25 protein-coding genes are annotated in these 22,842 nt (G+C 65.9%); 18 read left to right on the forward strand and 7 right to left on the reverse strand.

The features are described 5' to 3' along the window. The first annotated feature begins 81 nt into the window (after positions 1-81). From IE126_RS05340 to IE126_RS05355, 4 genes are read left to right on the forward strand one after another with little or no spacing between them, the layout of a single operon-like run. A complete protein-coding gene (locus IE126_RS05340) occupies positions 82-1,440 on the forward strand; it encodes a DUF1800 domain-containing protein (protein WP_229825266.1) in 1,359 nt (452 codons plus the stop codon). Between the two features lie 10 nt (positions 1,441-1,450). Beyond that, on the forward strand, positions 1,451-2,650 hold the full coding sequence (locus IE126_RS05345) for a DUF1501 domain-containing protein (RefSeq protein WP_189380390.1): 1,200 nt from the start codon (positions 1,451-1,453) through the stop codon (positions 2,648-2,650). A 59-nt stretch (positions 2,651-2,709) separates the two neighbouring features. Then, complete coding sequence (locus IE126_RS05350; RefSeq protein ID WP_189380391.1) at positions 2,710-3,414, forward strand: GNAT family N-acetyltransferase; 705 nt, start codon at positions 2,710-2,712, stop codon at positions 3,412-3,414. Between the two features lie 39 nt (positions 3,415-3,453). Next, positions 3,454-3,771 (forward strand): MliC family protein, encoded by a 318-nt coding sequence (locus IE126_RS05355; protein WP_189380392.1) that lies wholly within the window; start codon positions 3,454-3,456, stop codon positions 3,769-3,771. Here the strand turns inward: IE126_RS05355 and IE126_RS05360 are convergent. Then, complete coding sequence (locus tag IE126_RS05360; RefSeq protein ID WP_189380393.1) at positions 3,747-4,490, reverse strand: response regulator; 744 nt, start codon at positions 4,488-4,490, stop codon at positions 3,747-3,749. The two genes, IE126_RS05355 and IE126_RS05360, sit on opposite strands and share 25 nt — an antisense overlap. Positions 4,491-4,587: 97 nt before the next feature. Here IE126_RS05360 and IE126_RS05365 point away from each other — a divergent pair, with 97 nt between their 5' ends. The 3 genes from IE126_RS05365 (at position 4,588) to IE126_RS05375 (ending at position 6,003) form a co-directional block, all read left to right on the forward strand. Next, positions 4,588-5,172, forward strand: coding sequence for a YdeI/OmpD-associated family protein (locus tag IE126_RS05365; RefSeq protein WP_189380394.1), 585 nt, complete (start codon positions 4,588-4,590; stop codon positions 5,170-5,172). A 123-nt stretch (positions 5,173-5,295) separates the two neighbouring features. Continuing rightward, complete coding sequence (gene mce / locus IE126_RS05370; protein ID WP_054301161.1) at positions 5,296-5,700, forward strand: methylmalonyl-CoA epimerase; 405 nt, start codon at positions 5,296-5,298, stop codon at positions 5,698-5,700. Between the two features lie 3 nt (positions 5,701-5,703). After that, the gene (locus tag IE126_RS05375) at positions 5,704-6,003 is read left to right on the forward strand and encodes a DUF1467 family protein (RefSeq protein WP_054301162.1); all 300 of its coding nucleotides are present in this window, start codon (positions 5,704-5,706) and stop codon (positions 6,001-6,003) included. Between the two features lie 72 nt (positions 6,004-6,075). On the opposite strand, the gene IE126_RS05380 is transcribed toward IE126_RS05375, so the two are convergent. Then, entirely contained in the window at positions 6,076-6,765 is a 690-nt protein-coding gene (locus IE126_RS05380) for an EI24 domain-containing protein (RefSeq protein ID WP_161805977.1), read from the reverse strand. After that, positions 6,765-7,340, reverse strand: coding sequence for a nitroreductase family protein (locus IE126_RS05385; protein WP_054301164.1), 576 nt, complete (start codon positions 7,338-7,340; stop codon positions 6,765-6,767). Before IE126_RS05385 ends, IE126_RS05380 begins: the two co-directional genes overlap by 1 nt. 141 nt (positions 7,341-7,481) lie before the next feature. On the opposite strand from IE126_RS05385, the gene IE126_RS05390 reads away from it, so the two are divergent. Further along, positions 7,482-7,946 (forward strand): lytic transglycosylase domain-containing protein, encoded by a 465-nt coding sequence (locus tag IE126_RS05390; RefSeq protein ID WP_054301165.1) that lies wholly within the window; start codon positions 7,482-7,484, stop codon positions 7,944-7,946. Then, positions 7,946-8,209, forward strand: coding sequence for a DUF167 domain-containing protein (locus IE126_RS05395; protein ID WP_189380395.1), 264 nt, complete (start codon positions 7,946-7,948; stop codon positions 8,207-8,209). The genes IE126_RS05390 and IE126_RS05395 overlap by 1 nt, the downstream gene beginning before the upstream one ends. 9 nt (positions 8,210-8,218) lie before the next feature. Here the strand turns inward: IE126_RS05395 and IE126_RS05400 are convergent, their stop codons facing one another. Genes IE126_RS05400 through IE126_RS05410 form a run of 3 tightly spaced genes read right to left on the reverse strand, consistent with a single transcriptional unit; the run spans position 8,219 to position 10,937 of the window. Beyond that, complete coding sequence (locus tag IE126_RS05400) at positions 8,219-8,809, reverse strand: TadE/TadG family type IV pilus assembly protein (RefSeq protein WP_054301167.1); 591 nt, start codon at positions 8,807-8,809, stop codon at positions 8,219-8,221. Between the two features lie 29 nt (positions 8,810-8,838). Next, positions 8,839-9,387 (reverse strand): TadE/TadG family type IV pilus assembly protein, encoded by a 549-nt coding sequence (locus IE126_RS05405; protein WP_054301168.1) that lies wholly within the window; start codon positions 9,385-9,387, stop codon positions 8,839-8,841. Beyond that, positions 9,384-10,937 (reverse strand): pilus assembly protein TadG-related protein, encoded by a 1,554-nt coding sequence (locus IE126_RS05410; protein WP_108127276.1) that lies wholly within the window; start codon positions 10,935-10,937, stop codon positions 9,384-9,386. Before IE126_RS05410 ends, IE126_RS05405 begins: the two co-directional genes overlap by 4 nt. A 386-nt stretch (positions 10,938-11,323) precedes the next feature. On the opposite strand from IE126_RS05410, the gene IE126_RS05415 reads away from it, so the two are divergent. Beyond that, complete coding sequence (locus IE126_RS05415; RefSeq protein WP_189380396.1) at positions 11,324-12,754, forward strand: Glu/Leu/Phe/Val family dehydrogenase; 1,431 nt, start codon at positions 11,324-11,326, stop codon at positions 12,752-12,754. A gap of 88 nt (positions 12,755-12,842) precedes the next feature. Continuing rightward, a complete protein-coding gene (locus tag IE126_RS05420; RefSeq protein WP_189380397.1) occupies positions 12,843-13,241 on the forward strand; it encodes a hypothetical protein in 399 nt (132 codons plus the stop codon). Here IE126_RS05420 and IE126_RS05425 read toward each other — a convergent pair. Next, positions 13,238-13,870, reverse strand: coding sequence for a cation transporter (locus IE126_RS05425; protein ID WP_054301083.1), 633 nt, complete (start codon positions 13,868-13,870; stop codon positions 13,238-13,240). The genes IE126_RS05420 and IE126_RS05425 overlap by 4 nt on opposite strands. 62 nt (positions 13,871-13,932) lie before the next feature. On the opposite strand from IE126_RS05425, the gene IE126_RS05430 reads away from it, so the two are divergent. The 7 genes from IE126_RS05430 (at position 13,933) to dnaG (ending at position 22,817) form a co-directional block, all read left to right on the forward strand. Further along, a complete protein-coding gene (locus IE126_RS05430; protein WP_054301084.1) occupies positions 13,933-14,355 on the forward strand; it encodes a MerR family transcriptional regulator in 423 nt (140 codons plus the stop codon). A gap of 116 nt (positions 14,356-14,471) precedes the next feature. Next, a complete protein-coding gene (locus IE126_RS05435) occupies positions 14,472-15,722 on the forward strand; it encodes a sarcosine oxidase subunit beta family protein (protein WP_189380398.1) in 1,251 nt (416 codons plus the stop codon). 175 nt (positions 15,723-15,897) lie between these two features. Next, positions 15,898-16,176 carry a sarcosine oxidase subunit delta gene (locus IE126_RS05440; protein WP_189380399.1) on the forward strand — a complete coding sequence of 93 codons (279 nt, stop codon included), beginning with the start codon at positions 15,898-15,900 and terminating at the stop codon, positions 16,174-16,176. Then, entirely contained in the window at positions 16,173-19,106 is a 2,934-nt protein-coding gene (locus IE126_RS05445; protein WP_189380400.1) for a sarcosine oxidase subunit alpha family protein, read from the forward strand. Before IE126_RS05440 ends, IE126_RS05445 begins: the two co-directional genes overlap by 4 nt. Further along, entirely contained in the window at positions 19,099-19,635 is a 537-nt protein-coding gene (locus IE126_RS05450) for a sarcosine oxidase subunit gamma (protein ID WP_189380401.1), read from the forward strand. Before IE126_RS05445 ends, IE126_RS05450 begins: the two co-directional genes overlap by 8 nt. Continuing rightward, entirely contained in the window at positions 19,632-20,774 is a 1,143-nt protein-coding gene (locus IE126_RS05455) for an amidohydrolase (protein WP_189380402.1), read from the forward strand. Before IE126_RS05450 ends, IE126_RS05455 begins: the two co-directional genes overlap by 4 nt. A gap of 51 nt (positions 20,775-20,825) precedes the next feature. Continuing rightward, positions 20,826-22,817, forward strand: coding sequence for a DNA primase (gene dnaG / locus IE126_RS05460; protein ID WP_108127260.1), 1,992 nt, complete (start codon positions 20,826-20,828; stop codon positions 22,815-22,817). Positions 22,818-22,842 lie beyond the last annotated feature (25 nt).

The following is a 22,842-nucleotide window of genomic DNA, read 5'->3' on the forward strand; positions in this document are numbered from 1 at the left end:
GGCGGCCAGAGGTCAGGGCTTTCCATCTCCGGGCCTGTGCCTATCTTCGCTGCACCAGTCTGTGCCAGCCCGGAGGATGCCATGCCGGTCGCCGAAGATATCGCCGCCTTCCGTTATGGCTATGGATTACCCTTGCCCGCAGGCGCCCCGCGCGGTGCGAAAGAGATGCTGGCGGCACTGGCCGGCCCTGACCGGGCGCAGGACATGTTTCCTGCGCCGGAAACCCCTGCGCTTTTCGCCCTGTTTGCCGATGCAGCGAAAGCCCGCGTTGCCTTCCGAAAGAAGAAGGAAGAGCGTGACGAGGTGCGCAGGCGGGTCAAGCTGGTGGAGGCGGAGACCGAGGCCTTTTCCCGCAGGCTGATCGCGCGCGCGCTGGCCTCGCCGGACGGTTTTCGCGAACGGCTGGCCTGGTTCTGGGCAGATCACTTCACCACGGTGCCCCGCCTGCGCGAGCATTCGGTTCTGACGGGCGATATGTCCGAACGTGCCATCCGCCCTCATCTCACGGGGCGCTTTGCCGATATGCTGCGGGCGGCTGACCTCCATCCTGCGATGCTGCTTTACCTTGACCAGCGAAGTTCCATCGGCCCCGGATCGGCCTTCGGGAAGCGCAAGGGAAAGGGGCTGAACGAGAATCTGGCGCGCGAGGCGATAGAACTGCACACGCTGGGGGTGGGCGCGCAATATTCCCAGACCGATGTGCGGCAGCTTGCCGAGCTTCTGACCGGGCTTGCGGTGGACCCGGCCAGGGGGGCGGTGTTCTATCCGCGCCGGGCCGAACCCGGTGCGGAACAGGTTCTGGGCAAAAGCTATGACGGGCGGGGGCTGGAGCCCATCCACCGGGTACTGGACGATCTGGCGCGCCGACCGGAAACCGCGCAGCATCTGTCGCGGAAACTGGTGACGCATTTCCTGTCGGATACGCCGGATCCCGCGCTGGTGGACCGGATGGCGGCGGCCTATCTGGCCAATGATACCGCGCTTCTGCCGGTGTATGAGGTGATGCTGACGGATTCATCGGCCTTCGCCGCGCCGCGCCTGAAGGCCCGCCAGCCGGCCGAGTTCGTCATCGGTGCCTGCCGGGCGCTGGGTTTGCGGCCGCAACGCATGTTCAGGATGCCCTCACGGCGCTTCCACACTCTGCTGATCGACCCGATGCGTCTGATGGGGCAGGAATGGGGACGGCCCATCGGCCCGGATGGCTGGGCCGAGGCGGCGGCGGAGTGGATCACACCGCAGGGGCTGGGCGCGCGAATTGCCTGGGCGATGGACATGCCGGGCAATCTGGAACAGGTGGACCAGATCGATCCAAGGGCTTTTCTGGATCACGCGCTGGGAACACTCGCCCCTGACACGCTGCGGGTTGCGGTCTCGCGCGCCGAATCTGCCCGCGAGGGGGTGGGGCTCGTGATGGCCTCGCCTGAATTCAACCGGCGCTGAGGAGGCGGCGATGCAAGATGTCACCCGGAGGCTTTTCCTGCGAGGCGGTCTGGCGGCGGCCTGTTCGGCGGCGGCCCATCCCTGGCTGACCACCGTGACCTTCGCACAAGGCGCGGCACAACTGGGGGAGAATCGGCTGATCGTCGTGATCCTGCGGGGGGCGATGGATGGTCTGGACGCGGTGCAGCCCATTGGCGACCCGCTGTTTGCGCGGATGCGGCCGAAGCTGGGCACCGGCGCGGGCGTGCTGCCGCTGGACGGCCTGTTCGGGCTGCATCCGGCAATGGCCGGGCTGATGCCGCTGTGGACGTCGGGTGAGCTGGCATTTGTTCATGCCACGTCGACGCCCTATCGCGACAAGCGCAGCCATTTCGATGGGCAGGACATTCTTGAAGCCGGAACCGGGCTGGATGTGCCGGTTCCCGAAGTGCGCGATGGCTGGCTGAACCGGATGTTGCAGGCGGTGCCGGGAATCGCATCGGAGACAGCCTATGCGGTCGGGCGCGAGGCGCAACCCCTTCTGGCCGGTGCGGCAGCAATCCGCAGCTGGACGCCCGAAGTGACCCTGAGCCTCAGCGCGCAAAGCCGGTTGCTGCTGGAACAGGTCTATCATGATGATGCGCTGTTCCGTGACGCGGGCGGCGAGGCGATGGATCTGGCTGCCGAACTTGCAGGCGGGGCCGCGCCCGCCTCGATGGAGGGGGGCGGCAAATTCGCAGATACCGACAGGCTGGCCGGTTTCGCGGCGGACCGACTGAAAGGTGACACGCGGATTGCCGCTTTCTCGCTGTCGGGCTGGGATACGCATCGCCGTCAGGAAGGCGCGCTGCCGCAGCAGTTGCGCGGGCTGGAGCGGCTGATCCTTGTCCTGCGTGAACAGATGGGTTCGGCCTGGGATCGCACCATGCTGCTTGCGATGACCGAGTTTGGTCGCACGGTGGCGGAAAACGGCAGTGCGGGCACAGATCACGGCACCGGGGGCGCCATGCTGATGGCGGGCGGCGCACTGAAAGGTGGCCGCATCTACGGCCGCTGGCCGGGCCTGGCCGAGGAAGCCCTGTATGAACGGCGCGACCTCATGCCCACCAGCGATGTGCGCGGCTGGGCGGCCTGGGCCATGCGCGGGCTATACGGGCTGGACCGCCGGGTGCTGGAACAGGCGGTTTTTCCCGGTCTCGACATGGGCGATGATCCCGGTTTCCTGCGCTGAGCAGGCCGTTGCCTTTACCGCAGCGCCCGCCTAGGCTCAAACCCGAGGTGGAGGTGGGCATGGTTGATCTCGGTCAGAAGATACAAGGGTTTACGGCACCCGCGCATCCGGCGGGCACGGTGTTGGAGGGGCGCTATGTCCGGCTGGAGCCGCTGGAGGCAGAGGCCCATGCAGGCGATCTGTACCGCGCCTTCGCCAAGGATGACCGGCTGTGGGATTATCTGGGCTATGGCCCGTTTCCCGGCGCGGCAGCATATCACCGCTGGGTCAAGGATCACGAGACGAGCCAGGACCCGGTGTTTCTGGCGCTGCGGGACCGGGCGACGGGGCATTGCGGCGGTGTGGCCTCTTTCCTGCGCATCGACCGGACGCATGGTGTGATCGAGGTCGGCCATATCTGCATCGCACCGGAAATGCAGAAAACCCGCGCTGTGACCGAGGCGATGTTCCTGATGATGCAATGGGCCTTCGCGGCCGGATACCGGCGCTATGAATGGAAGTGCAATGCGCTGAACATGCCCTCGCGCCGCGCGGCGCAACGGCTGGGGTTCAGCTACGAGGGGGTGTTCCGGCAGCATATGATCGTGAAGGGGCATAATCGCGATACCGCGTGGTTCTCCGTGATCGACAGCGAATGGCCGGCGCTGCGCGAGGCCTTCGTAGCCTGGCTCGCGCCTGCGAATTTCGGTGCGGGCGGGCAGCAGAATGAAAAGCTTTCGGATCTGACCCGACTGACCCGGCCCGCGCGCGACCCTGCGCTGTGACCGGCCCGTTTGCGAAAAGGAAACTGCATGCATCCGCGAATGACCCTGCTTTCTGCCGGTCTCTGCCTTCTGTCGGCCCCCGTGCTTGCCGCGGAGGATGTGACGACCGTCCCCTACCTTTGCGATCACGGGGCGCGGGTCAGCGCGACGTATATCAATACCGGGACCGACAGCTTTGCCGTTGTCACCTTCGAGGGGCGGCAGATCGGCTTTGCCATCGCGCAATCGGCGTCCGGCGCGCGCTACGAAAGCCGGGATGCAGCCCAGTCCTTTGTCTGGTGGAGCAAGGGTGATCAGGCCATGATGCTGTTCGGGGCGGAAGAAACCCCGGTCTATTCTGAATGCGTCCCCGGATGAGGCGGCGGCCCGGCCCCCGACATGGGGGGAACGATCAGTCCGGTGACCGGCCGGGCCAGCCGTGACGCCAGCAGCCTGACCAGTGGCGCGGTATCTGCCCCGGCAGGCCGTGCCCGCGCCGCCACATCCGCCAGAACCGGATCATCGGCGCAGCGGGCGATGCCTTCGACAAACCCGGCGACATAGCTGCCGGTTTCTGGCTGCACGTCCAGCATTTCAGCCGCGTGGGCCAGATCGTTCCGCAGCGCCAGCGGGTCGGCAGGCAGCGTCATGCCAGATTCGCAGGCGGTGGCTGCCGGGGCGCCGGTGGTCCGCAGGATGATGGCGACAAAGGCGGACAGGCCTGGAACGGGTTTCTCGACGAAGCCATCGGCCCCGGAGGCCAGCGCCGCGGCGCGCCCGGCCGGATCACCGCTGAGACCAAGGATTGCCGGGCGTGCCCGCCCGAAACTTCCCAGACACAATTCTTGGATCAGCGCTTCGCCCCGCCCGTCGGGCAGCCCAAGATCCACCAGAACGACATCGGGACGATAGAGCCGCAGATGCGCCCGCGCGGCGGCCAGCGTTCCCGCGCGCCGCATCCGTGCCCCGGTGCGCTGGCAGATCAGCCGGAGCGCATCGCAGGCAAAGCGGCTGTCCTCGACCAGCAGGATCGTCAACCCGCGCAGCGGTGCGGCGCGGCAGGCATTGGCATCGGGCAGGTGCAGAGGGTCTGGCATGGGGGCCTCGCGGGTTGTCCTGTGTCCAGCCAAGCAAAGATTCCCTAATCTCCGGTGAACGGTGGACAGGCGCCGCTGCGGCGGGCAGGATGGCCCAATGACCGAAGATCCGCGCATCGAAGCATGGTACGGCACTGAAAGCCGCTGGCAGGAGGGGCTTCTGGCCCTGCGCGCGCTGTTGCGCGAAACGCCTCTGGCCGAAAACCTCAAATGGCGCGGTCCCTGCTATGACTGGCAGGGCGGCAATGTGGCGATGCCCTGGCGCATGAAGGAGAGCTTTGGCCTGTCGTTCTTCAAGGGCGTGTTGCTGGATGACCCCGACAGGCTTCTGGAGCCGCCGGGGCCAAACTCGCGCTTCGTGCGGATGATGCGCTTTACCGCAAGCGCAGAGGTGGCGCCCGCCAGCCCTGCCTTGCGCGGTTTTCTGGCGCAGGCGCTGCATCTGGAACAGAGCGGGCAGAAGGTGATCCCGGCGCCGGGCGAGTTGGACCTGCCCGAAGAGATCGGCGAAGCCTTCGCCGAAGACCCGGATCTGGCGGCTGCCTTCGATGCACTGACACCGGGGCGGCGGCGCGGCTACCTGCTGCATTTCACCCAGGCGAAGCAGGCGGCAACCCGGCGCGCGCGGCTTGAAAAATGGGCGCCGCATATCCGGGCGGGCAAGGGAATGCACGACCGTTGACGCGCTGCGGCAAAGCCGCTCTTGCGTGCGGACGCCGGTCACGGGATAAGCGGGCCGGGTTCCGCGCGGCATGGCCCGCCGCGCCCCGAACCGCACCGGCGTCAGGCAGAGGAGAGCGCGAGGATGATCGGACGACTGAACCATGTGGCGATTGCAGTGCCGGATCTGGAGGCTGCCACCGCGCAATACCGCGACACGCTGGGCGCCAGTGTCCGCGCGCCGCAGGACGAGCCTGATCATGGCGTGACCGTTGTGTTCATCGACTTGCCGAACACCAAGATCGAGCTGCTGTATCCGCTGGGCGAGAACTCCCCCATTGCGGGCTTTCTGGAAAAGAACCCCGCCGGGGGGATCCATCACATCTGCTATGAGGTGGAAGACATCCTTGCCGCACGCGATCAGCTGAAGGCCGCCGGTGCGCGGGTGCTGGGCACGGGGGAGCCGAAGATCGGCGCGCATGGCAAGCCCGTGCTGTTCCTGCATCCGAAGGATTTCAACGGCTGCCTCGTGGAACTGGAACAGGTCTGAGCCATGACGATCACCGCCGCCCTCATCCTTTTCGCCGTCACCTGGTTCATGGTGTTCTTTGTGGTGCTGCCGGTGCGCTTCCGCTCGCAGGCCGAGGCGGGGGAGGTGGTGCCCGGCACGCCGAAATCGGCTCCGGCCGATCACATGGTCGGCCGCAAGGCGAAGATCACCACCATGATCACGGTGGTGATCTGGGCCGGGCTGGTCTGGTTCATCACCAGCGGTCTGGTCAGCATCCGCGACATCGACGTGATGGGGCATATGCCGCCGCCCTCTGCGCTGGAACAGCAGGAGCAGAAATAGGAAAGGCGGGCCCGGATCGGCCCGCCTTCTTTCTTCGGCGGTCTGCCCCTGAGGGTACGTCCGCTGCTGGTGTCAGCGCGCGCTGTTCAGGCGGTGAAACATATGGGTGAAGGTCGCGACGCCCAGAACCGGAATGAAGAGGTTCACCAGCGGAAACGACAGCGGCGCGGCCATCAGCGTGCCCGCGAGCCAGATCGCCCCGTTGTGACGCGCCCGCAGCGCCTTGGCCCCCTTGCGCCCCAGACGACGCATGGCGACCAGCGTGAAATACTCGCGCCCCAGCAGAAACCCGTTCACTGCCCAAAAGACAACCGGCACCAATGGCCCGGCGAAGGGATAAAGCAGCAGTGCCAGCACATTGGCCATCACCAGCAAGCCGAAAAAATTCACAGCGTCGATCAGGCTGTCCGACAGTTTCAGTCGGGGCACCGGGGGTAGGGTCGGATAATGCCGGTCTTCGACTGCCTGTGCCACATCCTCCAGAAACAGGCCGGAGAACAGGGCGGCCACCGGCACCATGAGGAAGATCGACAACCCGACCATCAGAAGGGCCGAGCCGATGGACAGCAGCGTATCCAGCCCGCCCACCGGCCCGACCAGCGGGATATCGACCGAGGCGGGGGCGAGCCATTCGATCAGGAACAGCATCCCGGCGTAGACCCCGACCAGCAGCGCCAGCGCGAGGCCAACGCCCAGCAGCAGGACGCGGCGAAAGCGCGGGTCGCCGATCTGGCCCAGAGCGCGGGTGAAATCCGAAAAGATCATTCCACGACCCAGCGGGTCAGGGCGGCCACATCCGGGCGCGGGCGTTCGGGCGGTGCCGAGGTTTCGGTGCCGATATGCACGATCCCCGCCACGCTTTCCTGCGGGGCAAGGCCGAAGGCCGGTTCGGCGAAGCCACGGTCATGGCTCACCCAGCCTGTCAGCCAGCTTGCGCCCCAGCCCGCCGCCAGCGCGGCATTCACAAGGCCCAGACAGACACAGCCTGCCGACAGGATCTGCTCCGCCTCGGGCACCTTGTCCTGCGCCTTGGGGCTGGAGATCACCACGACAGCCAGATTGCCCTGATCGAACTGGCCGCGCCCCTTGGCGATGCGTTCCTCGTTGCCGCCGGTTTCACGGGCCCGTGCCTCGGCCATGTCGGCCAGCCGGGCCATGGCGGGGCGCGTGAGCACCAGAAGGCGCCAGGGTTCCAGCTTGCCGTGATCGGGGACGCGCAGCGCGGCGGTCAGCAGCGGCGCCAGCTCCTCGGGCGTCGGCACCGGCAGCGTCAGCGTCTTGGCCGGGCGCGAGCGGCGGGTCAGCAGGAAATCCAGCGCGGCGGGGTTCGGGGTCATCTGTCGGTCCTTAAGCTCGTCATCGCGGCCAACATAGGCGCGGGCCGGGCCGGGCGGAAGGGCGCAGGGCCGCTGCAAGCCCCCTTTATCGGCGCCAAGGGAACCGCTAAACGGGGCTTAGCCTGCCGCCAGGAGTTTGCCATGAGCCAGTTGACCCGCCGTTCCCTTGTAGCCCTGACGCTTGCCACGCTTGTCGCGGGGTGTGGGGGCGGCCGCAGGCGCGAAGCCCGGCGCCCCGATACCGCGCAGGGACCGGCAGAGATCAATCACCTGATTTCCCATTACTCCCGCGTCTATGACGTGCCGGAAAGCCTTGTGCACCGGGTGGTGAAGCGGGAAAGCAACTACAATCCGGGGGCACGCAACGGGCCGTACTACGGGCTGATGCAGATTTTGCCGCAGACCGCCCGCACGATGGGGCACCGGGGATCGGCACAGGAATTGCTGGATGCCGATACCAACCTGAAATACGGGGTGAAATATCTGCGTGGCGCCTGGCTCGTGTCGCGCGGCAATCATGACCGGGCGGTCGGCTGGTATTCGCGGGGCTACTACTACGAAGCCAAGCGCATGGGTCTGCTGGAGAAAACCGGATTGCGGGGCTGATGGCGCGCCGGTCTGTCCCTGATCTGGCGGCGCGGGCCTTGCCGGGGGCAGAATTTGCCCTGCGGGTTACCCCCCGTGCCAGCCGCAACGCGCTGACCGAAGACGACGGGCAGTTGCGCTGTCAGGTGACCGCGGTGCCGGAGGACGGGCGGGCCAATGCCGCCGTGACAGAATTGCTGGCCGCAGCGCTGGGTGTTGCCAAGTCGCGTCTGACGCTGGTGCGCGGGGCGACCGCGCGGGACAAGCTGTTCCGGCTGGACTGACCCCGCGGCTCAGTTGCAGTTGCCGACATCGTTGAAGCCGACCTGCGTGACGAACCGCGGTTTTGTCGCCACGAACTGCCGGATGACGAAATCATTCAGCCCGATGTTCAGCGCCGGACGGAAATTGGTGCTGCTTTCCACCAGGATCAGCGTTTGCGCATTGTCGCTGATCGGCAGTTTGGTGGCCACGGTTTGCAGGGTGGTGGTGGTCCATGGCGGCATCTTGGAGCGGTTCATCGAACAGGACCATTGCACCTCGTATCTGTTGCGCGCCGCGACCCAGATCACCGACGAATAGCGCATCACCGGCGCGAAGTCGTTCTGGATGAGGTAGGTCATGGCGTTGCTCAGCCCGTTCACATAGGTGAACGAGGCATTGCGCTCCATCCGGCTCAGCGCGTCCGAGGCGGTATAGGTGGCTTTCTGCACCTGGTTGATGGTGCGGAACGCGTCCCAGTAGACGTACAGCCCGAAGGCGGCCCAGATCAGCATGGGCATCAGCAACATGCCTTCGACCAGCAGGGCAGTGCCATCCTCTTCGCGGCCAAAACGGCGCAGGCGGTGGCACAACCGTCCCAGAAGCCCCGGATTGCCTGTCATGTTCTGCTGCCCCACATCTACTCGTATCCTTACGGTTCGTTCACAAAGCCCGAGGCCGCGACCAGGCGGTACCCGCCCTTGCCGTCTTTTTCGAGATTGGCCGCAATGCCGGTGGACGGGAAAATCGCATCGGCCCGGACGCAGACGCGCACCAGCATGAATTCGCGCGGCGCCAGTGCCGCGGGGTCCAGCCGCGTGACCGGATCAATGTTGGAGGCGCGGTCGCGGCAGACCACGCGGTCCGTCGGCAGCGCCCAGGTCGTCATGTCCACCCGGTCAAGGCTGACTTTCATTGATTGCCTGCATTCGGGCAGAACGACCGCCGCGTCGCAGATCGCATCGCGGATGCTGTCATGCGTGGGATTTGGAAACTGACCCAGCCTCAGTTCCCGCACCACGATATCCAGCGCGCGTTCCAGCATGGTCTGCCGCACCATCAGCAGCCCGGTCTCGAAGGAGGCCATGAACACCGTCATGAACAGCGGGAAGATCAGCACGAACTCGACTGTGGCCGATCCGTCCTCGCGCCGGAAACGCGGCCAGAGCCTGCGCAGACAGTCTGGCAACCGGAGTGTCATTGGGTCAGCCTCAGATAGCTGAGCTGCGAGGCGATGGAATGGAACACCGAGGCGATATCGAGGTTCGTCGCCGCAAAGTAATGCGCATCCGAGGTCGCGCAGGCCTGAATCTGGGCGCGGCCGTTCGAGGGCGCCTCGAAGGCGATGCCATAGATGATGATGCCCGAATTCTTGGCTGCGGTGCAGACCTGTTGCAGGCGGGAGTTCTTGGTGCTGCTGACGTAGTCGACCATGTCGTAATAATAGGTCGAATAGTTCCCCCCCAGCGGCCGCGCCATCAGCTGATAGGCGACATACTGGACAGACCAGTAGCGAAACACCTCAGGCCAGGTGAGCTGGGTCGCCCCGCTGGTGCCGCCCTCGGGCGAGGAATGCCACGACCCATCACTGACCCAGTAATAATCGTTGGAGCCACTGCGGTTGTAATACATCGACGCGCGGCCATTGCTGTTGCGGCGATAGATGTTCGACAGGCCGGAGCGGTAGTTGCTGGTCAGCTTGTATTCGGTGGTGTTCTCGCCATCCGTCATCACGACCAGAACCTTGATCGTATTGCCGCTGACGATGTCCAGGGGCCGGTTCGCATATTGGGCAGCCACCTTGCCCCGGGCAATCATGCCCTGGGTGACGGCTTGTGTGGCGGGGTCAAGCAGCAAAGCGCCCCACTTCACCCCAAGGTCGATCGAGGTATTGCCGCCCACCTGAAGGTTGGTGATCGCATCCTTCAGCGTTGTCGTGTTGTCGCTGAGCATGACAATCCGGTTTCCGGTTTCGGGTGGGCAGTTGTAATCCTGCGCTGTGGAGCTCGTGCCGTTGAACGGGTCGAAATGGCCGTTCTGCACCAAGCTGCGGGTGCGTGACAGCGTGGTGGTGCCGAACACGTCATCCGGCAGTTCCACGCAATAGGAATAGTCGTGCAGCTTGGGCACGTTGAATTGTGCCATCAGATCGGGGCCCAGATTGACCTGCGCGTTGTACGGAATGATCGAAACGGTCGTCCGCCCGGCTTCGGAATTGGCAAAGACGGTGTCGATGAAGCTGCGCGCGGCAGGGCGCAGGGCGTTGATGCGTGTCCCGCTCATTGAGCCGGAAATATCCAGCACCAACGACACCTCGACGTTGTTGATCCGCTGTTCGGCGCCGCTGTCTGCGGCCACGTCGAAACTGTTGACGCCCATCATCTGCATGAACATCGGATGGGTGTCGGCCTCGGCATCCGCCGTCACGCTGCGGAAGTTGAAACCGCTCTCCACCGTGACTGATTTCAGATATTGCGACAGGTCGACCTTGTCGAAATAGTCACGCACCACGGTTTCGGGATCAAGGCTCTGGTTCAACCCGGCGGCGGCCAGGACGCTGCGGTCCAGCGTCTGTTGCAAGGTCACACGCTTCTGTTCGTGACGCATCACGTCGATGGCGAGGCCGCCGACCATCAGCATCAGCAGAAGCAGCATCATGCCGAAGGGCAGCAGGCTGCCATCCTCGCTCCGGCGGAATCCCCGGAGGGCCGCCGTGATCCGCGCCGCAATCCGTATTCTGTCCTTGCCCATGTCGCCGACCCCTCGATGGACTGTGCTCACTCGTATTCCGATCCGGCCGCAGCTTGCGGCACAGACCTTCTCAAGTGTTCATTTACATTCAGACATCGGGCGAAATTATGGCCTGATAACGGTGACTTGTCCCGATATGTGAAGAGAATTCGACAGGGCCGGAAACGGCGGATGCGGGCGGTGGCGGATTGTCGCGCAGCGGTCAACTTCTTGCCACATTTGCGCTGAACCGCCGAAATGGCCACGAATCACCTCCGCTTCGGCCTGATGGACACGGAAACGTTGCAAATTTGGTGATGAATTTTTCAGCATTGCGTCCTAGCGTGAGCCAAGGGCACTGTCCGCCGGGCCATGGCGGGCGGTGGTCATAACGTGGAGGACGTTACATGGCAGTGCAGAACGAGCCGAGTTTCCGGGCATCCGTCGATCTGATGTTCGAGCGGGCGGTCCGGCTGATGGACCTGAGTCCGGGGCTGGAACAGAAGATCCGGGTGTGCAACTCCACCTACACGGTGCGGTTCGGGGTACGGTTGCGGGGCAAGATCGAGACTTTCACAGGCTACCGTTCGGTGCATTCCGAACATATGGAGCCGGTGAAGGGCGGTATCCGCTATGCGACCAATGTGAACCAGGACGAGGTGGAGGCGCTGGCGGCGCTGATGACCTACAAATGCGCGCTGGTGGAAACGCCGTTCGGCGGCTCGAAAGGCGGGCTTTGCATCGACCCCCGCGCCTGGGAGGAGCACGAGCTGGAGCTGATCACCCGCCGCTTTGCCTATGAGCTGATCAAGCGCGACCTGATCCATCCGGCGCAGAACGTGCCGGCCCCCGACATGGGCACGGGCGAGCGCGAAATGGCATGGATCGCGGACCAGTATGCGCGGATGAACACGACCGACATCAATGCCAAGGCCTGCGTCACCGGAAAGCCGCCGCATGCGGGCGGTATTCAGGGCCGGGTCGAGGCGACGGGCCGTGGGGTGCAATACGCCCTTCGCGAATTCTTCCGTCACAAGGAAGACAAGGCACAGGCCGGCCTGAGCGGCGATCTGGACGGCAAGCGTATCATCGTGCAGGGCCTTGGCAATGTGGGCTATCACGCCGCGAAATTCCTGTCGGAAGAGGATGGCGCGAAAATCACCGGCATCATCGAACGCGACGGGGCGCTGGTCTCCGATACGGGCCTGCCGGTCGAAGAGATCAAGCAATGGATCGCGGTCCATGGCGGGGTGAAGGGCTTCCCCGGCGCCGATTATGTGGCCGAGGGCGCGACGGTGCTGGAAGCGGAATGTGACATCCTGATCCCGGCGGCCATGGAAGGCGTGATCAACCTCGGCAATGCCGACCGCATCCGTGCGCCGCTGATCGCCGAGGCGGCGAACGGCCCCATCACCTATGGCGCCGATGAGATTCTCCGCAAGAAGGGCAAGGTGATCATCCCCGACATGTATGCCAATGCGGGCGGGGTGACGGTGAGCTATTTCGAATGGGTGAAGAACCTCAGCCACATCCGCTTTGGCCGGATGCAGCGCCGCGCCGAGGAGGCGCGGTCGCGCCTGCTGGTCGAGGAGCTGGAGCGGCTGTCCTCTGACAAGGGGCTGGGCTGGACGCTGGCAGATGACTTCAAGGAGCGCTTCCTCACCGGCTCGGACGAGCTGGCGCTGGTGCGCTCGGGCCTCGATGACACGATGCGCACCGCCTATCAGTCGATGCGCGAGGTCTGGCACAGCCGGAACGATGTCGAGGATCTGCGGGTTGCGGCGTATATCGTGGCGATCGATCGCGTGGCCAAGACCTACAGGTCGAAGGGGCTTTGACTGCCGGGCCTCACGGGCAGTTTGCTTGACAGGACCGTCCGGGGCGCATTAGCCCCCGGACGAGCCGACCCAGTAACCGGAACCGCCCATGTCCCGCAGCTTTGCGCAAGCCCTCCGTACCCTGTTCAGCGTGATTGCGCTGGCCTTCGTCTTTGGCACCCTGGGCGGGGCAGGGCTTTACTATCTCGCCACCGGCAATGGTGTCTCTGCGGCGCTGCTGGCGGCAGGGGGGCTGGCGCTGGTCATTACGCTGTTCGGCATGCTGGCCCTTCAGATCGAGAACAACCGCCTGCTGCACCGCATCGCCGATGCCGCCGAACGGCAGGCGCGGCACCGGGACAGCACAGCGCCCGCCACAGCGGCGCAGCCTGCCGCCCCGGCACTGACCGCGACCCGCGCGCCCGAGGCCCCGGTCCAGCCCGCCGCGCCCCGGCAACCTGCGGGGCGGGTGGAGCCGGTGATGACCCTGCGACGCGCCGGACCCTAATGGCTGTGGCCGCAGGCGTGATCTGCGCGCTCGCTGGCCGCCCGGCGCAGGATCTGCACTGCTGACGACAGGAACAGCCCCGCCATGAAGGTGGCCACGATCAGGTCAGGCCAGCCGCTGCCGGTCATCGCCACCATACCGGCCGCCCCCATTACGGCGATATTGCCCACCGCATCGTTGCGCGAACACAGCCAGACCGACCGGACATTGGCATCCCCGTCGCGCCAGCGCATCAGGATCAGCACCGAGGCGAGGTTCGCCGCCAGCGCTGCAAGACCTACCGCGCCCATCACCTCGGCCTTCGGCACACCGGGCGCCAGAAAATCGGCCAGCGTGCGGCCAAAGACCCAAAGACCCATCAGAGCCAGTGAAATCCCCTTGATCTGCGCCACCCTTGCCCGCAGCGCGACCGACCGGCCAATGACCGCGAGGCTGGCGCCGTAGGTCAGCGCATCGGCCAGAAAATCCAGCGCATCGGCCTGAAGTGCCCGGCTGCCCGCCAGCGCCCCGGCGGTGATCTCGACCCCGAACAGGCCCGCGTTCAACACGATCACCGCCACCAGTGCCCGGCGATAGGCCGGGCTGGTGCCGTCGAAGGTGATCGCATGGTTGTGACAGGATGCCGACATTTCACTCTCCTTCTTGCATCGAATCAGGCGTAACATCTCCAGTCACTGGAGGAGCAAGCGATATGTCTGACCTGACCATCGGCGATGTGGCCCGCGAAAGTGGCATCAAGATCAACACCATCCGGTTTTACGAAGATCGGGGCCTTTTGCCCGCACCGCCGCGCAGTGCCGGGAATCGCAGGCTTTACGACCCGGCGGCGGTGGCGAGGCTGCGCTTTATCCGCCATGCGCGCGAACTGGGCTTCGGCCTGCCTGCCATCGCCGACCTGTTGCGCCTCGCGGGGCATCCCGAAGCGCCCTGCGCCGCTGCCGATGCCATCGCGCGTCAGCAACTGGCCGAGGTTGAGGCGCGCATCCGCAGCCTGTCTGCCCTGCGGGCAGAATTGCAGCGCATGGCCGATTGCGGGGCGGGCAGTACGGCGGATTGTCACGTTCTGGAAAGCCTGGGCGATCATTCCCTGTGTGCAGGCCCGCATGAAAGCTGAAGGCGACATGATCCTGTCGCTCACGGATAAGGCTTTTTGCTCCGGGGGTTGATATTCAGCCAAAGCTTGGCTCAGATGGGCCGAGGCCCGCTATCGGGCAGGGAAGGACGGTCAGAATGCGCTATTCCGGCTTCAAGGTCTTTACCGAGGGGCTTTTCGGCAACAAGGGCTGGAGACCCGCATGGCGCGACCCGGCGCCGAAGGCCGAATACGATGCCATCATCATCGGCGGCGGCGGGCACGGGCTGTCGACGGCCTATTACCTCGCGAAGAACCACGGCCTGACCAATATCGCTGTGCTGGAAAAGGGCTACCTCGGCGGCGGCAACATCGGGCGCAACACCACCATCGTGCGCGCCAACTATTTCCTCCCCGGCAATTCCGAATTCTACAGCCATTCCCTGAAGCTGTGGGAAGGGCTGGAGGCTGACCTCAACTACAACGTCATGCATTCGCAGCGCGGGCTGATCAACCTGTTCCACTCCGATGGTCAGCGGGATGCCTTTGCCCGGCGCGGCAATGCGATGGTCAATCAGGGCGACGATGCGGAACTCCTTGACCGGGACGGCGTGCGCGCGCTGCTGCCCTATCTGGATTTCGAACAGACCCGCTTCCCGATCTACGGCGGGTTGCTGCACCGTCGCGGCGGCACGGCGCGGCATGATGCGGTGGCCTGGGGCTATGCCCGTGGCGCCGACCAGCGCGGCGTCGATCTGATCCAGAATTGCGAGGTCACGGGCATCGACGTGGAAAACGGCCGCGTGACCGGCGTGCAGACCACGCGCGGCGCGATCCGGGCGAAGAAGGTGGGTATTGTCGTCGCGGGCCGGTCGAGCCAGGTCGCGGCGATGGCAGGGCTGCGCCTGCCCATCGAAAGCCATATCCTGCAAGCCTTCGTGACCGAGGGGCTGAAGCCCGTGATCGACCATGTGATCAGCTTTGGCATGGGGCATTTCTATATCAGCCAGTCCGACAAGGGGGGCCTCGTCTTTGGCGGCGATCTGGATTTCTACGCCTCCTATGCCGCACGCGGCAACCTGCCGATGGTCGAACATGTGATGGAGGCGGGCATGACGCTGATGCCGATGATCGGCCGGGCAAAGGTGCTCCGTAGCTGGGGGGGCATCATGGATATGTCGCCTGACGGCTCGCCCGTCATCGACCGCACGGGGATTGACGGTCTTTATATCGACTGCGGCTGGAATTACGGCGGCTTCAAGGCTGTGCCCGCCTCGGGCTGGTGCATGGCGCATCTGATGGCCACCGACCGCCCGCACGAGGTTGCCCGCCGTTTCACGCTCAATCGTTTTGCCACCGGCCATCTTCTCGACGAGGAAGGCACCGGCAGCCAGCATAACCTGCATTGACCATGGCTCTGTCACTCAGATCTCCGCACCTGGTTGGGCCGTCGGATGCCTCCGGCGGGGATATTTTTACCAAGATGAAACGGCTTTTCGCCTTGGTTCAAATATCCCGGGGTGAGGCCGCAGGCCGAGGGGCAGCGCCCCTTTCTTTCGCATCGAACCCAAAGGAGCCCCGGCCATGCGCCTGACCTGTCCGCTGTGCGGCGAAAGGGACCGCCGCGAGTTCTATTACTACGGCGCCGGCGATTATCTGCGCCGCCCGGCGGAAGGGGCGCCTGCCGCCGCATGGGATGATTACCTGCACAACCGCGACAACCCGGCAGGCGAGACGCGTGACCTCTGGTATCACGAGGCGGGCTGCGGGCAGTGGCTGGCGGTGACGCGCAATACCGTGACTCATGCGGTGCTTGCTGTCGATCTGGTGGCGCCAGTCGCTCAGAAGAGGGGGCGCAAATGAGGATCGCGGGCAAGGGGCTGGTCGATCCCACCAGCCAGATCAGCTTTCGCTTCGACGGCCGCGATTATGTGGGCTTCGCGGGGGATACGCTGGCTTCGGCGCTGTTGGCCAATGATGTGCGGGTGGTCGGGCGCAGCTTTAAGTATCACCGCCCGCGCGGCGTGCTGACCGCCGGGCCGGAAGAGCCCAATGCCATGGTCGAGGTGCTGGAGGCGGGGCAGCAGACGCCCAATGTCCGTGCCACCGTGCAGGAGATCTTTCCGGGGCTGGAGGCGCGCAGCCAGAACCGATTCCCCTCGGCGCAGTTCGATCTGCTGGCGGTGAATGATCTTGCCGCACCCTTCTTTGGCGCCGGATTCTACTACAAAACCTTCATGTGGCCGCGCCGGTTCTGGGAAGGGCTTTACGAGCCGCTGATCCGCCGCGCTGCCGGGCTGGGGCGGCTGTCAGGCCGCCATGACGAGGCGGAATACGAAAAGGCCTTTGCCTTCTGCGATCTGCTGGTCATCGGGGCCGGGCCTGCCGGGCTGATGGCGGCGCTGGAGGCCGGGCGGGCAGGAGCCGATGTGATCCTTGCCGACGAGGACGCCCGGATGGGCGGGCGGCTGCTGTCGGAAACGCTGGTGCTGGATGGTCAGCCTGGTGTGACCTGGGCTGACACGGTTCTGGCCGAGCTTCGGGCGCTGCCGAATGTCCGGCTGATGCCGCGCACCACGGTGACCGGCGCCTATGACCATGGCACCTATGGCGCGCTGGAGCGGGTGGGTCTGCATCTGCCCGCCCGGCCGCATCTGCCGCGCGAATGTTTCTGGCGCATCGTGGCGAAGCGGGCGATCCTTGCCGCCGGGGCGCTGGAGCGGCCCATTGCGTTTGAAAACAATGACCGGCCCGGCATCATGCTGGCCTCGGCGGTGCGCAGCTACCTTAATCGTTACGGTGTGGCACCGGGGCGGCGGGTCACGGTGTTCGGCAATACCGATGACGCGCGCCGCACCGCGCGCGACCTGATGGCGGCAGGCGTGCAGGTGGCGGCGATCATCGACCCGCGCCCGCATGCCAGCGCGGTGGAGGATTGCCCGGTCTATACCGGCGCGGTGGTCACCGGAACGCAAGGGCGCAGGGGCCTGCGCCAGATCACCATTCGCCATGGCGGCGGAGAGGCGATGATCGAAACCGATTGTCTGGCCGTCTCCGGCGGCTGGAACCCGACGCTGCATCTGACCTGCCATCTGAACGGCCGGCCGATCTGGAACGAGGCGCTGGCGGCCTTCGTGCCTGCACCGGGGGCGGTGCCGGGGCTGGCGCCGGTGGGGGCTGCGACGGGCATCATGTCCACCGCCGCCGGTCTGGCCTCGGGTCAGCGCGCCGCGCGCGAGGCTCTGGAGGCGCTGGGCCTGAAGGCCCCCGGCGCCGCCCTGCCGGTGGCCGAGGACGCGCCTTATACCATCGAGCCGATCTGGTCGGTGCCGACCTCTGGCGGGCGCTGGGCGCGGGCCTGGCTCGATTTCGCCAATGACGTGACGACCAAGGATGTGAAGCTGGCGGCGCAGGAAAACTTTGCCTCGGTCGAGCATATGAAGCGCTATACCACGCAGGGCATGGCGCCGGATCAGGGCAAAAGCTCCAACGTGGCGGCGCTGGCGCTGCTGGCCGATGCCACCGGGCGCGGCATTCCCGAAACCGGCACCACCACTTTCCGCCCGCCGTTCAGCCCTGTTTCCATTGCGGCCATGGGCGCGGGCGGGCGCGGCGCGGGCTTTGCGCCGCAGCGCTTCCTGACCTCGCATCAGGCCAGTGTCGAGCGCGGCGCGCCGATGATCGAGGCGGGGCTGTGGTATCGACCGAGCTATTTCCCCCGGCCGGGCGAAACCACCTGGCGCGAGGCCTGTGACCGCGAGGTCCGCATGGTGCGCGAGGCCGTGGGGGTGGCCGATGTCTCCACCCTCGGCAAGATCGACATTCAGGGCAAGGATGCGGCGCGCTTCCTTGATCTGGTCTATTGCAACACCTTCTCGACCCTGCCGGTCGGGCGGGTGCGCTATGGGCTGATGTTGCGCGAGGATGGTATGGTGCTGGACGACGGCACCACCGCGCGGCTGGACGAGAACCATTATCTGATGACCACGACCACCGCCGCTGCCGGGCTGGTGATGCGGCACCTGGATTTCGTGCATCAGGCCTTCTGCGCCGACTGGGATCTGCGCTTCATCTCGGTCACCGAGACCTGGGCGCAATTCGCCGTCGCCGGGCCAAAGGCGCGGGCGCTTCTGGCCTCGGTTCTGGATGAAGCCGTGGATCTGCCCTTCATGGGTTGTGCGCCGGTCTCGGTGCATGGGGTGGCGGGGCGGCTGTTCCGTATCTCGTTCTCGGGCGAGGAAGGGTATGAGATCGCGGTGCCCGCCCGCTATGGCGAGGCTTTGTTCCGCGACCTGCTGGCGCGGGCGGAAACCATGGGCGGCGGCGCCTATGGGATGGAGGCGCTGAACGTGTTGCGGATCGAGAAGGGCTTCATCACCCATGCCGAGATCCACGGCCGGACCACCGCCTTTGACATCGGTATGGGCCGCATGGTCAGCGCGAAGAAGGATTGCATCGGCAAGGCTGCAAGTCAGCGTCCGGGGCTGACCGGGCCAGAGCGCGAACAGCTGGTCGGCCTGCGCCCGCGCCAGCCGCAGGATACGCTGGCCGCCGGGGCGCATCTGTTCGTGCCAGGCGATACGGTCGAACGTGCCCGCGATCAGGGTTATGTCACCTCGGTCTGCTGGTCGCCGACGCTGGGGTCGTGGCTGGCGCTCGCCTTCCTGAAGAACGGCCCCGCCCGGCTGGGCGAGACGGTGCGGCTGGTCGATCATCTGCGCGGGCTGGATGTGCTGTGCGAGGTCTGCGATCCGGTATTCCATGACAGGGAAGGGGTGAAGCTCCGTGCCTAGGCTGATTACGAAATCCCCGCTGGCGGGGTTGTGGCCGGTCACCCATGGCGGGGTGGCCTTGTCCGAGGTCGTGCTCGAGGGCATCACATCTGTCGCCGTTCTGCCTGGCGGGCAGAAGGCGGTGGACAAGGCGCTGAAGCCGCTGGGTGTGGCTTTCCCCGCGCCGGGGCTGTTCTCCGAGAACGGCGCGCTGCGGCTGGTCTGGACGGGGCGGGATCAGGCGTTTCTGCTGAACGGAACGCTGGCCTGCGAGGGCGCGGCGCTGACCGATCAGTCGGATGGCTGGGCCTGCCTGCGGCTGGAAGGGGCGGCTGCGGCAGATGTTCTGGCGCGGCTTTACCCGCTGGACCTGCGCGCGGCGGCCTTCCCGCCGGGTCGTGCAGCACGGGCGGCGCTGGGACATATGTCCTCGGTCCTGATGCGCGTCGAGGGCGGGTTCGAGATCCTTGTGTTCCGGTCGATGGCGCGCAGTGCCTGGACCGAGCTTGAACATGCGATGCAGCATCTGGCGGCGCGGGCGGGGGCATGAGCGACCTTGCTGCGCTGACGGCCTTTCGCCACGCGCTGCACCGCGCGCCCGAAGTGTCGCGGCACGAGGCGGAAACCGCCCGTGCCGTGCTGGCCTTCACGGCGGACAGCGCGCCTGACCGGGTGCTGACGGGTTTGGGTGGTCATGGTGTCGCGCTGGAATTTCAGGGGGCCGCAGACGGGCCGACCGTGTTGATCCGGTGTGAACTCGATGCCCTGCCGATCGAGGAGACGGGGCGCCCCGACTGGGTGTCGGCTGTGCCGGGCAAAGGGCATCTGTGCGGTCATGACGGCCATATGGCCATCGTCGCGGGGCTGGCCTTCGCGCTGGGCCGTGACCGCCCGGCGCGCGGCCGGGTCGTGCTGCTGTTCCAGCCCGCCGAGGAAAACGGCTCGGGCGCTGCCGCTGTGCTCGCCGATCCGCGCTTTGCCGAGATCGCGCCGGACTGGGCCTTTGCGCTGCATAATCTGCCAGGCCTGCCGCTGGGCGCCTTCGTGGTTGAACCGGGGCCTGCCAATTGCGCCTCGGTCGGGCTGCGGCTGGTGCTGAACGGCCGCACCTCGCATGCGGCGGAGCCGGACAAGGCCGTCAGCCCGGCGCTGGCACTGTCGCGGCTGATCCCCGGCCTTGCCGCGCTGGGGCAGGGCGGCGCGCTGACCCCCGACTTCCGGCTGGTGACGGTGACCCATGCCACGATGGGCGAACCGGCCTTCGGCATCACACCGGGCCGGGCCGAAATCTGGGCGACGCTGCGAACGCTGACCGACGACGGCATGCAGGCGCTGAAAGAGGCCGCGCTGCATCTGGCGGGGGCCGAGGCCCGTGCGGGCGGGCTGTCACTGACCCATGACTGGCACGATGATTTCGCGGCTTCCACCAATGCGCCCGAGGCTGTCACGCGCTTCCGCGCCGCCATCACGGCGTCGGGCATCCCGTTGGTCAATGGCTTCGGCCCGATGCGCGCGTCCGAGGATTTTGGCCGCCTGTCCTCCGCTGCGCGTCTCGGTGGTGCAATGGCCTTCGTCGGTTCCGGTGAAACCCATCCGCCCCTGCACGCGCCGGACTACGATTTTCCCGACAGCCTTATCGCCCCCGGTGTCACGGCCTTCCTGCGCGTGATCCGCGATCTCTGCGGCTGACGTCGAACCCCGGCACTGGACAGTGCCGCCGCGAGGGCCGATATAGAACTCATGTCCCTGCCGCCCGGATTCCTTGACGAGCTGCGCAACCGCGTCTCGCTTTCCGCCGTCATCGGCCGGAAGGTGACATGGGATATGCGCAAGTCGAACCAGGCGAAGGGCGATTTCTGGGCGCCTTGCCCGTTCCATCAGGAAAAATCCGCAAGCTTCCACGTCGATGACCGCAAGGGGTTCTACTACTGCTTCGGTTGCCACGCGAAGGGCGATGCGCTGACCTTCGTGAAGGAAAGCGAAAACGTGGGCTTCATGGAGGCGGTGGAGATTCTTGCGCGCGAGGCCGGGATGCCGATGCCTGCCCGCGATCCGCAGGCGGCGCAGAAGGCTGACCGCCGCAGCCAGCTTGCCGAGGTGATGGAAGAGGCGGTGCGCTTCTTCCGGCTGCAACTGCGCACCGGCGCCGGGCAGATGGCGCGCGACTATATCGGCGGCAAGCGCAGGCTCAGCCCGCAGGCGCAGGAGCGGTGGGAAATCGGCTGGGCGCCCGACAACCGCCATGCACTGCTGGACGCGCTGAAGGCGAAGGGAGTGCCGCCGGATCTGATGGTGGCCTCGGGCCTGATCGCCAAGGGCGATGATGGCAGCCTTTACGACCGTTTCCGGGGCCGCGTGATCTTTCCGATCCGCGATGCGCGCGGGCGGGCGATTTCTCTGGGCGGGCGGTCGCTCGATCCCAATGCGCGGGCGAAATACCTGAACGGCCCCGAGACGGAGCTGTTCGACAAGGGGCGCAACCTCTTTAACCACGGCCCCGCGCGTGAAGCTGCGGGCAAGGGTGCCGCGCTAGTGGTGGCCGAGGGCTATATGGATGTCATCGCCATGGTGGAGGCGGGTTTTCCCGCTGCCGTGGCACCCTTGGGCACTGCCATCACCGAAGACCAGTTGCGCCTGATGTGGCGCATCGCGCCAGAGCCGGTGATCACGCTGGACGGTGACACCGCAGGCCAGCGTGCAGCAATGCGGGTGATCGACCTTGCGCTGCCGCTGCTGGAGGCGGGGCAGGGCCTGCGGTTTGCCGTGCTGCCTCAGGGGATGGACCCGGATGACCTGCTGAAGGCCAAAGGGGCGCCGGCGCTGCAAGAGGTGCTGGATCAGGCGCAGCCGATGGTGAACCTTCTGTGGAAGCGCGAGACCGAGGGCCGCGTTTTCGACAGCCCCGAACGCAAGGCCGCGCTGGACAAATCGCTGCGCGCCGCGCTGATGAAGATCAGGGACCCCTCCATCCGCAGCCATTACGGCGAGGATATCAAGGAGTTGCGCTGGCAGCTGTTCCGTCAGGGCCGCCGACCCTCCCGGCCGGACGGCCGGCCAGTCGGCGGCGTGGCACGGGGCGGTTTCGCGCGGAATGCGCGGCTTCAGCCGGTGGAGCCGGTGCCCCAGACCCGCGCCTCGCTTCTGGGGTCTGCCGATAGCGAGGCAGCGGTCGTCGATCTGCGCGTGTCGGTGGTTTTGACGACGTTGTGCCTGCATCCGCATCTGATCGACCCGCATGAATCGCGGATTGAACGGATGCACCTGCATGACTCGCGGCATGAAAACCTGCGGCAGGTTGTGCTGACCCATGCCCATGACGCTGATCCTGACAGCCGGGCCGAACGGGTGCGTCGCGCTGCGGGGGATGATCTTGAAACCCTGCTGGCGCATCCCCAGATCCGTATCCAGCCGCATATCCGTCGCCTCGACGATACGGATTGCGCCGCGAAATGCCTGGAGATGGAATTTGCCAAGCTGGAGGCCTATTGGGGCCATGCGCAGGAAATGCGCGAGGCGGCCGAGGATATCGAGGCGCTGGCGGATGAGGGGCTGACCTGGCGGCTGGGGCAGGCGGCACGCGCGCGTGCTGACGCCGACCGTGGCCCCGAGGCCGCCCGGGCCGAAGGCGTGGTGGCGCCGAACGGGGTGGAAATGGACAGGGAGGAACTGGACCATGCCAAGAAGATTTGGGCCAGCATCGACTTTACCAAAGGGGGCAAGTCACGCCCCTGAAACGGGCGGAATCGCCGCCCTGTTG

Source organism: Gemmobacter nanjingensis (assembly GCF_014652195.1).
In the GTDB taxonomy this organism is placed as follows: domain Bacteria; phylum Pseudomonadota; class Alphaproteobacteria; order Rhodobacterales; family Rhodobacteraceae; genus Gemmobacter; species Gemmobacter caeni.